This is a genomic window from Acinetobacter johnsonii CIP 64.6 (genome assembly GCF_000368045.1).
In the GTDB taxonomy this organism is placed as follows: domain Bacteria; phylum Pseudomonadota; class Gammaproteobacteria; order Pseudomonadales; family Moraxellaceae; genus Acinetobacter; species Acinetobacter johnsonii.
The window spans coordinates 194,966-206,923 of record NZ_KB849229.1 but is presented as its reverse complement, the minus strand read 5'-3'; the positions used below and the strand labels follow the sequence as shown (position 1 = coordinate 206,923).

The following is an 11,958-nucleotide window of genomic DNA, read 5'->3' as shown; positions in this document are numbered from 1 at the left end:
GGCTCCCACTGCTTGTATGCATGCGGTTTCAGGATCTATTTCACTCCCCTCACAGGGGTTCTTTTCGCCTTTCCCTCACGGTACTGGTTCACTATCGGTCAGTCAGGAGTATTTAGCCTTGGAGGATGGTCCCCCCATATTCAGACAAGGTTTCACGTGCCCCGCCCTACTCGACATCATCATATAAGCCCTTTCGTGTACAGGACTATCACCCACTATGGTTGCACTTCCCAGAGCATTCCACTAGAACTTATATGACTTAATGGGCTTTTCCCCGTTCGCTCGCCGCTACTGAGGGAATCTCAATTGATTTCTTTTCCTAAGGGTACTGAGATGTTTCACTTCCCCTCGTTCGCCTCGTATGACTATGTATTCATCATACGATACCTGCCTTATGACAGGTGGGTTTCCCCATTCAGAAATCTCCGGATCACAGGATATTTGCCGCCTCCCCGGAGCTTATCGCAGGCTATTACGTCTTTCATCGCCTCTGACTGCCAAGGCATCCACCACATGCACTTAATTACTTGACTATACAACCCCAAACAGTCGTTAATCCCTACAAGTAGGATTAAGACAGTCTATGATGATTTCTCATCACTTCCTTACAGTTTGTTGTTCTGTGTACTTAAACACTGTACAGCTTCAATTCAATTCACATACCAAAACGCTTGATTCAGTTAATTTCGCTAGTAACTCATTTCTTCAACCTTCATCAATCAGTAATAAATCACTGTTAATGTCGATCTTAAAAACGAGTATGAACAAATTATTTCAACTCAAATATATTCTGTTAATGATTTTTCCAGCCTTCGTCAGGTCAGGAAACTGTGATAAATCACAGAAGTTAATAAAATGTAAACCAATATCTACTTCTTACTAATTTCTGTAATCCAACCTATCTGCGCGAAGCATAGCTTCTTGCTTAAATTTCAAGGAAAAACATTGTTTTTCTATTCTTGAAATTTGGTGGAGACTAGGAGAGTCGAACTCCTGACCTCCTGCGTGCAAAGCAGGCGCTCTACCAACTAAGCTAAGTCCCCAGCTTATCAATAAGTCAATGTCTCTGTTTTTCTGTATTCAGCATTTAACAATGCTTGTTAGTCAGATTTGGTGGGTCTGACAAGACTTGAACTTGTGACCCCACGCTTATCAAGCGTGTGCTCTAACCAACTGAGCTACAGACCCTCAGATACATCGTCATGAAGAACAACTTGTTGTGGATTCTTACCAATCGTCAATCTTTCGTTAAGGAGGTGATCCAGCCGCAGGTTCCCCTACGGCTACCTTGTTACGACTTCACCCCAGTCATCGGCCACACCGTGGTAAGCGTCCTCCTTGCGGTTAGACTACCTACTTCTGGTGCAACAAATTCCCATGGTGTGACGGGCGGTGTGTACAAGGCCCGGGAACGTATTCACCGCGGCATTCTGATCCGCGATTACTAGCGATTCCGACTTCATGGAGTCGAGTTGCAGACTCCAATCCGGACTACGATCGGCTTTTTGAGATTAGCATCCTATCGCTAGGTAGCAACCCTTTGTACCGACCATTGTAGCACGTGTGTAGCCCTGGTCGTAAGGGCCATGATGACTTGACGTCGTCCCCGCCTTCCTCCAGTTTGTCACTGGCAGTATCCTTAAAGTTCCCGGCTTAACCCGCTGGCAAATAAGGAAAAGGGTTGCGCTCGTTGCGGGACTTAACCCAACATCTCACGACACGAGCTGACGACAGCCATGCAGCACCTGTATGTAAGTTCCCGAAGGCACCAATCCATCTCTGGAAAGTTCTTACTATGTCAAGACCAGGTAAGGTTCTTCGCGTTGCATCGAATTAAACCACATGCTCCACCGCTTGTGCGGGCCCCCGTCAATTCATTTGAGTTTTAGTCTTGCGACCGTACTCCCCAGGCGGTCTACTTATCGCGTTAGCTGCGCCACTAAAGCCTCAAAGGCCCCAACGGCTAGTAGACATCGTTTACGGCATGGACTACCAGGGTATCTAATCCTGTTTGCTCCCCATGCTTTCGTACCTCAGCGTCAGTATTAGGCCAGATGGCTGCCTTCGCCATCGGTATTCCTCCAGATCTCTACGCATTTCACCGCTACACCTGGAATTCTACCATCCTCTCCCATACTCTAGCTTCCCAGTATCGAATGCAATTCCTAAGTTAAGCTCAGGGATTTCACATCCGACTTAAAAAGCCGCCTACGCACGCTTTACGCCCAGTAAATCCGATTAACGCTCGCACCCTCTGTATTACCGCGGCTGCTGGCACAGAGTTAGCCGGTGCTTATTCTGCGAGTAACGTCCACTATCCTAGAGTATTAACCCCGGTAGCCTCCTCCTCGCTTAAAGTGCTTTACAACCAAAAGGCCTTCTTCACACACGCGGCATGGCTGGATCAGGCTTTCGCCCATTGTCCAATATTCCCCACTGCTGCCTCCCGTAGGAGTCTGGGCCGTGTCTCAGTCCCAGTGTGGCGGATCATCCTCTCAGACCCGCTACAGATCGTCGCCTTGGTAGGCCTTTACCCCACCAACTAGCTAATCTGACTTAGGCTCATCTATTAGCGCAAGGTCCGAAGATCCCCTGCTTTCCCCCGTAGGGCGTATGCGGTATTAGCATTCCTTTCGGAATGTTGTCCCCCACTAATAGGCAGATTCCTAAGCATTACTCACCCGTCCGCCGCTAGGTTAGGTAGCAAGCTACCTTTCCCCGCTCGACTTGCATGTGTTAAGCCTGCCGCCAGCGTTCAATCTGAGCCATGATCAAACTCTTCAGTTAAAAATCATTAGTAGCTTATGGCTACAAATCTTGGCTCATCAATTTTCTGACAAATATTTCTCAAATAAACTTCGAGTAATTTCTACCATCAATCAATGAAATATTTTCGATCGATCAATCAGTAAAAATCCACACAAGTTGTTCTTCATAATCTCTTAATGATCTTCTTGCTGATTCGTCATCAGCAAGCTAGGTCGGCTATACTACTCTCTCTCCAGAGAAAGTCAACTGGTTTTGTTAATTATTTTAAACTTACTCAAGACTCTCAGATTCTACCGCTTGGGCTAAATCCTTGTTTATCAACAAGTTTTAATCAACATCACCGCCGATGGATGTGCATTCTACAGTATTTCTAATCCCTTGCAACACCTTTTCTCAATAAATATTTCTGCATGTTTATTTTTCAAACTCATAAAGATATAAGTATTTGTTATTTATGTAAAATATTTTTTAATAAATTTACCTACTTCCTAGTTAGCGCCATAAACCGCACCATCACATTCGCACAAATTAAACTTAATATATTGTTTTAATTAATTTAAATAAAAATATATCGAAATAATATTTAAATATTTTATTTAAATCGCTGTTTCTTTCTACTTTTTATGGTGAATATCCACTCACAATGCTGTTTTCTCAGTCAATTTCTATCTTAGAACCCAAAATAGCCATTCTATTTCTAGAATAGCTGTTTCCAATCACCAGAATATATTTAGAACTTCATACTGATACGCGCCCAATAATTACGTCCAATATTGTTGAATTGTTCTGTTGCAGCATAACCAAAGCCTGAACTTCCAAGTTTATTCAAATGCTCGGCATAGTTTTTATTCAGCACATTATCTATTCCGACTGAAAGGTCTAGATCTTTTTGGATATTATAAGTCCCATTTAAAGACAAAGTTCCAAAACCTTTACTGTCTTCTAAATCGTATCCAATGATATTGCCTTCTCGATAGCTGGTACGATCTTGTGCTGCCACCACACGCCATAACAAACCGAGATTATATTTCTCTTGCACATAGCGTAGATTGAAACGCCCTTCTAATGGTGCAATTTGCGGTAAAGCGGTGTGATCCGTTATATTTTCACCCCACGCATACATGGCACTGATGTCCGCTTGAATTTGATCCGTCAACTGGTAAGCCACACCTGCTTCAGCACCTGCAATGGTTGCATCGACATTTCGGCTTTTGGCTTCCAACCGCCCCATTGAACCTGTCGGAGTATATGCCACCAATATATAGTCTTGAATCAAACCTGCATAAACTGAAGCCCATGATTTAAATGCACCCTGTTCATATTGATAACCTGCATCAAACTGCGCGGTTTTTTCATTCTCTAAATCAGCAAAGGTCGTACCTGTACTTTGATGGTATTTGGTACTAAACAATTCCCAATAATCAGGCACACGCTCTACATAACCCAAACCTGCGTAAGTTTTAACATGTTCCGCAAGTTCACTTTCAATTCGAACAAAACCACTTGGCAGGGTTTCTTTACGTTCTGTATCAGTGGCTAAGTTATCGATCTTCGCTTGATCGACGCGTGCACCTGTCACCAGTTTATGCTGATCATTGAATGCATAACTCAGCTCACCGAAAGCCCCATAAGACTCAAATTCCATATTGGTTTTAAAGGGAGAATTCATACTCGGCATAGCATACATAATCATATTGCCGCCATGTTTATTGCTCTGCGAGTCTATTCCTGTCATCAGGCTGACTTTGTCCCATTCAGAAGTCATTGCAGCGCGTGCATTCAAAGTACGGCGCGTTACTTCCATTTCCATCTTATTCGGCACAGTCATCTGCATACCATGCATCGTCATGGTCGTTGTCGGTGGCGTTCTTAAACTAAAATTATCCATGACATGATCGTTATAGCTATAGTCCACCTGCGCTTCGACTTTCTTGATCACCTCACTAATGTTTTTCTTTTCAACATGTAAACCTAGACTTTCACGAGCAAACTTAGAGCCATCCATGCTACGTCCAGCATAGACTGCCTCACCATCACTCTTCCCACCTTTCAGCTCTATCCATGTGTCCTCATTTGGAGTCCAGCCCAGCGCAAGATCTGCATTCCACTTTTCCCAATCGGACGGAACCGTATTGCCAGCTCCATCTTGATAGCTATCTGCAATCGAACGGTTGGCATTTAAACGTGCGTATTTCGTTTCATCACCAACAGCGGCTTCAACATTCTGATCCAAGCGACCATAAGAGCCAAGCATGACACTGGCTTGTCCGCGATAGGGTTTCACCGAAGTGAGCTGTTCAGGTTCACGTTCAAAAATAACAGTTGCGGCTGAGCCAGTATGTGCATACTGAACAGTTTGTGGCCCTTTTACGACTGTGATTTTGTCGTAGCTTTCAGGGGAGACATAAGAAGCTGGATTATCCATACGACCTGGGCATGCGCCTAAATTTTCCGTACCATCTGTGAGGATTTTAATACGTGAGCCAAACATACCGCGGAAGGTGACATCACCATTCGCCCCACCATTTTTGATTTGGTTAAAACCCACAATACTTTGTAGGTAGGCTGCACCATCAACCGCAGGAATTGGCTGAGTGGGTTGTTTAGGGTCAGCATGTACAATCAGACCATGGGCATCATTGCCCTGCTGAGCCGTCACCACGATAGGTGCTAAAATGTGTGCACTGTCTGCTTCAGCGGCAAATACGACGCTTGAAAAACAAGCAAGGGAAATCGCAGCCGCAAGAGGCTGTAAAAAGAATGTAGGCTGAGCCATTTTTATTCTCACTGAATCTATAAATACAACTAGGCTAGAGTCCGTTAAGACCCGAAAAATATATGTCTAGGTTTATACAAACAGTGGCGGTGCTCGCCCTTGAGGTAGTAAAAAGAGTTGTTGCAGTGCAAACCAAACATGCGCAAAGGCTTTTTGGAATGCAATTAAACGGACTTGAATACGGTCAAGTACCGCTTTTAACTCTAAATCAGGCGGCAGCACGAGATTGCCATATACCGTACAGTATTGGCATTGATGACTTGCATCATGATGATTGTGTTCGGCATGTTGTGAACTGAGTTCATGCTGATGTGTTGAATGCTTTTCAGCATGAGAACTGAGATGTTCAACTGGTTTGAGTAAAAGCGCACGCGAAATGGTTTCACAGACCGGCGCAATTTGATATTGCGTCGGTAGTAAAGGCTGTAAAAAAACAGCAATCTGTAAAAACACAGCTACACAAGACAGTAGCAACGCAGCTCTAAAAAACAATCCATTCCATCCGAATTGAGAACGCGGCCAGTATAACAAAGCCCAATTGAAATTGGGCTCACTTTAAAGATGATTTTTAAGCAAAAAAACTTAACCGCGTTTCACAGCTACTTTGTCTTTTTGGCGCTGACGAGTCAATTTTTCTACTTTTTCACGTGCACGTTGACGCTTCAGTGGTGACAAATAGTCGACGAACAATTTGCCATTTAAGTGATCCATTTCATGTTGAATACAAACAGCGAGAAGTTCGTCAGCTTCGATCTCAAATGCTTGACCTTCAAGGTTAATTGCTTCGATCTTTACGCGTGACGGGCGCTCAACTTTGTCGTATATTTGGGGAACTGATAGGCAGCCTTCTTCATAGGGCTGCGTTTCTTCAGTCAATGGGGTAACTTTGGGGTTAATGAATACCAAAGGTTGATCTTTATGTTCAGACAAGTCCATGACAATCAACTGAATATGACGATCAACTTGTGTCGCGGCAAGTCCAATGCCTGGCGCTTCATACATGGTTTCAAACATATCTGCAGCCAGCTGACGAATTTCATCAGTAACTTCTTCGACGGGTTCTGCAATGGTACGAAGACGGGGATCAGGAAAACTTAAAATAGGTAATAAGGCCATACTGCGTCCTCAATTATGCCATTGATCAAAAAACCAAATGAAGGGAATGCTTGATCAAAAAAATGTGTGTAATATCGTTATTATAACGCAACTACATACATAATTTTAGGAATTATGATAATGAAAAAGGTTTTTATGGGCATGCCATCTTTTAGTGCCTTGGGGTTTAAGCAACACATGTTAGCACTTGCGGTTTGCGTAAGTGTTGGCGCAGGCGTCATTTCAACAGCTCAAGCGGCGCCTACACGAAATTACAATCCACCTGCTTTAAAAGCCAATGCACCGAATGTTTATGTGGTGAAAAAAGGCGATACCCTGTGGGATATTTCTAAACGTTTCCTAAACAATCCTGTGCGTTGGCCTGAAATTTGGGCCAGCAATAGACACGTCAAAAATCCACATTGGATTTTCCCGGGTGACCGCTTACTGATGTGTACTCATGAAGGCCGTCCAATTATTGGTAAAGACGAAGGCGATGGCTGTGAAGGGATTATTCGTCGTTATACAGGCGGCACTAAACTTCAACCTCAAGCACGCGTTGAGTCTTTAAACAATGCCATTCCTGTCATTCCACTGGAATACATTAAAAACTGGCTTGAACACAGCACTATTCTTTCAGAGGAATCTCTGGAAGGTACACCATATATCGTTGGTGCTGCCGATCAGCGTGTCATTGCAGGTAAAGGTCAAACCGTTTATGCACGTGGCCAAGGCATTGAAGTCGGTCAACGCTACGCGATTTACCGTGAAGGCGAACCGTACATTGTGACGGATGCAGAGGGTAAAAAACAAAATCTAGGTCTAGAATTGACTCAGGTTGGCTCAGCCATTGCCATTCGTGGTGAAAATGACATGTCCACTTTAGAAATCACAGATTCGTATAATTCTGAAGTACGTCGTGGTTATCGCGTACTGCCTGAATACGACGCCATGCTTCCAACCTTGTTCTACCCAACACATGCACAAGATGTGACTGGGGGTGGACAAGTGATTCGTGTTCAAGGTTCGATTGGTCTAGCTGCGAAGCATTCAGTTGTAACCATTGATCGTGGCACAGTGGATGGCGTTCAATCGGGTTATGTGTTCTCGGTTAGTCAAAAGGGTCAAGAAATTCGTGATCCGAAAACCAATGAAAAACTGACCCTTCCAACGGAGCGTATCGGCAACATCATGGTATTTAAAACCTTTGACCGTGTCAGCTATGCTTATGTGCTCGACAGCGAACTACCAATGAACTTGGGCGCGAAACTTTCTCCCTCTGTCGTGGATGAATAATCCGTTGCTTTAAGGTGTATATATGCTGAACTCTTTATCACATGAACAGATTGCAACAATCACCCTGTGGTATTTAGTTCAGCATTCTTTATCGAGCTTTCAAAAACTACAGCAGCATTTTGGCACAAGCACAAAAGCTGTTGCTGCCTCCAATCTTCAGATCTGGCCAAATCTCGGCTTACACAAAAGCCATCTACAACGTGTCGCAGAAATCCAAACACCTGCTGGACAAACCAAATTACAAACTTTATTGCATGACGTCCAATCCAGTTGTGATTTTATTTTGCTTGATAGTGAAAGTCATTATCCCTCGCAGCTGCTGCCCTATGCTGACCGACCACCGATTTTATTTGGTCAGGGCAATCCACAAAGTTTACTCCAACCTCAAGTTGCTATCGTCGGTAGTCGAAAACCCAGTCCGCACGGCAAACAAGTGGCTTATGACTTTGCTTATTACCTCGCCGAAAAAGGCTTTTATATTTGCAGTGGTTTAGCTGAAGGCATTGATGCAGCGGCACATCAGGGCGGCTTAAAACATCAACGCACTATTGCGGTGATGGGCACGGGCTTAGATCTCACTTACCCTTCCCAACATCAAGCCCTGCGTACGCAAATATTAGAAAATAATGGCTGTATCATTACTGAATTTTTACCACATACACCGCCTTTACAGCATAATTTTCCACGGCGCAACCGCATCGTCAGTGCATTGAGTTTAGGGGTTGTGGTTGCAGAAGCCGCACTCAAAAGTGGCTCTCTTGGCACAGCCAAAACTGCTGCTGAACAAGGCAAGACGATTTTTGCGATTCCCGGTCATATTTACAGTGAGCACCATCAAGGTTGTCATCAACTAATCCGAGAAGGGGCGATTTTAGTCGATCATCCTGAACAAATCATTGAAGACTTGGCACTCCCCACTCAATGGCATAGCCAATCCCAGTCACAAGAAACCACCCCAAGCGCTAGTATTGAGATCCCATCTAATTTACTCGAACTTTATAATCAACTGGATTGGGTGGGACAAAATATGGATCAACTTAATTTCAAACTTAACACCGATATTGCCACACTCACTAGCCAGTTAATGGAACTGGAAATTTTGGGGCTTGCACAACAACAGGCTGGCAATTATCTGCGTTGCCGTTCCAGCCAATAAGGTTCACAATAACCCTTTATAAATCAATAAAAGGTACAAAGTGTAATGATTACCACCTCTGTGACTGAAGCGGCGCAATGTTTAAAACAAGGTCAAGTTTTAGCATATCCAACAGAAGCAGTATGGGGTTTAGGCTGTGATCCGTATAACGAACAGGCTTTTCTAGATATTTTGCAGATTAAGCAACGCCCGATTGAAAAAGGGGTAATTTTACTGGCTGGGCAAATTGCTCAAGTTGAACCGCTTTTAGAACATTTAGATCCCCACATCCGTCAACAAGTGATCGACAGCTGGAGCGATCGCAGTCCATCAGAACGCGCAACCACGTGGTTGTTACCTGCAAATGAACATATTCCAACATGGATTAAAGGCAATCACCCTAAAGTTGCTGTACGGGTAACCACACATCCGATTTGTGTGGCGCTTTGCAATGCCTTTCAAGGCTTCATAGTCTCAACCAGTGCCAACCCTGCTGGATTATCACCTGCCCGCTCATTACAAGATGCCAACCAATACTTTGCGCAACAAGTGAATTATCTAAATGGTGACCTAGGCTTGAGCCAAGAACCGAGTCGCATACTCGATGCCGAAACTGGCGCAGTGGTTCGTGCCTAAAAGCGTGCTATTTCTCAGGATTTTTACTGAAAAATAGAAAAAAAAAAGCTCAGCCATATAGGGATGGCTGAGCATGAAAAAGGATGTGTAATCACATCCAGAGGGTCTGAAAACTGATGAGCAAACACTTAATGTCCGTTTTGACATTCGCCTAAGTTTGCAGTGGACGTATTATGTAACAAATTACTTTTCTAAACAAATAGATTTTTTATATTAAAAACAGCGTTAAAACGCTGATTAATGGAGATAATTAAATTATAATTCAAATTATCTACCTATTTTTAATCAGCTTTTACATACATTAAATACATTAATCATCTAAAATAGCATTAATAAATCAACTTATTAATAAATTATTCTATTAAAAAAATAATTTAAATGATCGATTTTCAACCAAAATTAATCCATCGAGTTTACTAAAGGTGCCGTTTTTAAAGCTGTTTTACGCTGTGCCAGTAAAATGCCACAGATAATGACCACACCACCGACCGTATGATAAACCGTCCACGCCTCTTTCAACCAGACATAGGCAATCACTGCGGTAAAGACTGGCATCAAGTTCATGAAAATACTGGTTCGATTCGGCCCTAAATGGGTAATGGCCAACATCCACAGTAAAGGCGCAACCAAAGAAGGGAAAATGCTGGCATACATAACACTTGCCGCATTTTGACTATTGATTGAATCGAGACCGAAATAGGCAATAAAAGGTAAATGGTAAAGCAGTGCAAAAAAGATCTGCACATAGAGGCTCAACATCAAGGGAATTTGCAATTGCCACTTTTTCAAAAATACCCCATAAAAGGCATAGAAGAATACCGCAACCACCATCAGGACATCTCCCAAATGCCCGCCCGATTGAACTAGCCCTGCAAGATTGCCCTGCCCAATGATATAAACCAAACCTGCAAAAGATAAAATACTACCAATCATCGCAAAACGATTTGGAATATCTTTTAAAATCAGCAGTGAAACAAAAATGGTGAAGATCGGAATAAAGGCATTAATCAATCCCATATTGGTCGCAGTCGTATAGTGCGCTGCGGTGTAGGCTAAGCCCTGATACAACACCAGACCAAATGCACTTAGCACTGCCAACTGACCCAGATGCGCTCGAATTAATGCCCACTGCCGACATAAAGGTCGCACGACAAAAGGCGTTAACAGAATGAAGGCAAAGAACCACCGATAAAAACTAATACTGACTGGCGAAATGAAATCAGCTACATAACGCGTAACGACAATATTGATCGACCAAATGAGTACGGCAATGATAGGGAGACTCAAAGCCCAATACATACGTTGTGGTGTGGTACTCATTCTTTTTCCCGTTTAGCTTTTGTTTGCAAAATTTAAATGAATGGTAAAACATTTTTATGATTTATTCGAATATCATTTGGGTATCACACATAATTGATACATTTATCTTAAAATATAAACTTCATAAAAAACATAATATTAAGACAATATAAAACTATACATTTCAATAAATTGATGTATTTCAGCAGCTTCACTCTACAAAAACACCATAGAACAATGTCAACAATCTCTGCATCGTATTGATGCTGTTCTAGCGAACGTATTTTTTAATTGATTGGTCATTGCTCTTAAACTCTGGCCTACAAAAACATATTTCCCGATAGAAGGATGTCGTTATGAAAAAGTTACTTTTAACCACAGTTTGTATGGCCACACTTACTTTGGCTGCGTGCGAAAAAAAAGGAACTGAGCCAGCCGTTGAACAAACGACGTCTGCATCTGAAGCGACCTCAACCGAAGCAACTACTATCGTTGCTAATCATAGCAATAACAATATTGCCGATATTCAAGCCGATTTGTTAGCCGTACAAACGCTATCGAATGCCAAAGCTCAAGAAGCCGCCGGGTTTCAAAAAGAAGTGAGTGCAACCTTAGAGAAAAAGGATCCCGCTCAAATTAAAAATATGGTTGAAAAAACAGAAACCTATGTGAAGCAATTTAATGATGAATTAGATGCCTTAACCTTAAAAAGCGCTGAAGTAGATGCTTTACGTGAAAAAATGCAGGACGCCAATGATCTGGGTGTCGAGCTCACCAAAGAAAGTACAAAAACAACACCAGATAGCGCGAAAATCACCGAACTTCAAAACAAAGCCACTGAATTGCAGAAATCGATCATTGCTGACGTAACGGCTTTGGAAGCGAAAGTCAAAGCGGCTCCAGCGTCTTAATGACCTCCCTACCCTTTAAAGCAAGCCTTGGCTTGCTTTTT

At 42.9% G+C, this 11,958-nt stretch carries 8 protein-coding genes, 2 tRNA genes and 2 rRNA genes; 4 read left to right on the top strand and 8 right to left on the bottom strand.

Annotated elements, in window-relative coordinates:
- From F986_RS01010 to def, 7 genes are all read right to left on the bottom strand, one after another.
- A 23S ribosomal RNA gene (locus tag F986_RS01010) occupies positions 1 to 533 on the bottom strand; the annotation flags it as partial.
- Between the two features lie 434 nt (positions 534 to 967).
- Positions 968 to 1,043 (bottom strand) — tRNA-Ala (locus F986_RS01005).
- 68 nt (positions 1,044 to 1,111) lie between these two features.
- A tRNA-Ile gene (locus F986_RS01000) sits at positions 1,112 to 1,188 on the bottom strand.
- A gap of 61 nt (positions 1,189 to 1,249) precedes the next feature.
- A 16S ribosomal RNA gene (locus tag F986_RS00995) occupies positions 1,250 to 2,787 on the bottom strand.
- Positions 2,788 to 3,499: 712 nt separating this feature from the next.
- The gene (locus tag F986_RS00990; RefSeq protein ID WP_004684454.1) at positions 3,500 to 5,545 is read right to left on the bottom strand and encodes a TonB-dependent copper receptor; all 2,046 of its coding nucleotides are present in this window, start codon (positions 5,543 to 5,545) and stop codon (positions 3,500 to 3,502) included.
- Positions 5,546 to 5,617: 72 nt separating this feature from the next.
- A complete protein-coding gene (locus F986_RS00985; protein WP_004684453.1) occupies positions 5,618 to 6,037 on the bottom strand; it encodes a DUF2946 family protein in 420 nt (139 codons plus the stop codon).
- Positions 6,038 to 6,127: 90 nt separating this feature from the next.
- Positions 6,128 to 6,661, bottom strand: a complete 534-nt coding sequence (gene def / locus F986_RS00980; protein ID WP_004684452.1) for a peptide deformylase — start codon at positions 6,659 to 6,661, stop codon at positions 6,128 to 6,130.
- 120 nt (positions 6,662 to 6,781) lie between these two features.
- Here def and F986_RS00975 point away from each other — a divergent pair, with 120 nt between their 5' ends.
- From F986_RS00975 to F986_RS00965, 3 genes are read left to right on the top strand one after another with little or no spacing between them, the layout of a single operon-like run.
- Complete coding sequence (locus tag F986_RS00975) at positions 6,782 to 7,936, top strand: LysM peptidoglycan-binding domain-containing protein (protein WP_004684451.1); 1,155 nt, start codon at positions 6,782 to 6,784, stop codon at positions 7,934 to 7,936.
- A 22-nt stretch (positions 7,937 to 7,958) separates the two neighbouring features.
- Positions 7,959 to 9,092 (top strand): DNA-processing protein DprA, encoded by a 1,134-nt coding sequence (dprA, locus tag F986_RS00970; protein WP_004684449.1) that lies wholly within the window; start codon positions 7,959 to 7,961, stop codon positions 9,090 to 9,092.
- 45 nt (positions 9,093 to 9,137) lie between these two features.
- Positions 9,138 to 9,707, top strand: a complete 570-nt coding sequence (locus F986_RS00965; RefSeq protein ID WP_004684448.1) for an L-threonylcarbamoyladenylate synthase type 1 TsaC — start codon at positions 9,138 to 9,140, stop codon at positions 9,705 to 9,707.
- A 399-nt stretch (positions 9,708 to 10,106) separates the two neighbouring features.
- Here the strand turns inward: F986_RS00965 and F986_RS00960 are convergent, their stop codons facing one another.
- Entirely contained in the window at positions 10,107 to 11,027 is a 921-nt protein-coding gene (locus F986_RS00960) for a DMT family transporter (RefSeq protein WP_004684446.1), read from the bottom strand.
- A gap of 335 nt (positions 11,028 to 11,362) precedes the next feature.
- Between F986_RS00960 and F986_RS00955 the strand changes: the two genes are divergently transcribed.
- The gene (locus tag F986_RS00955) at positions 11,363 to 11,917 is read left to right on the top strand and encodes a hypothetical protein (protein WP_004684444.1); all 555 of its coding nucleotides are present in this window, start codon (positions 11,363 to 11,365) and stop codon (positions 11,915 to 11,917) included.
- The last annotated feature ends 41 nt before the right edge of the window (positions 11,918 to 11,958 follow it).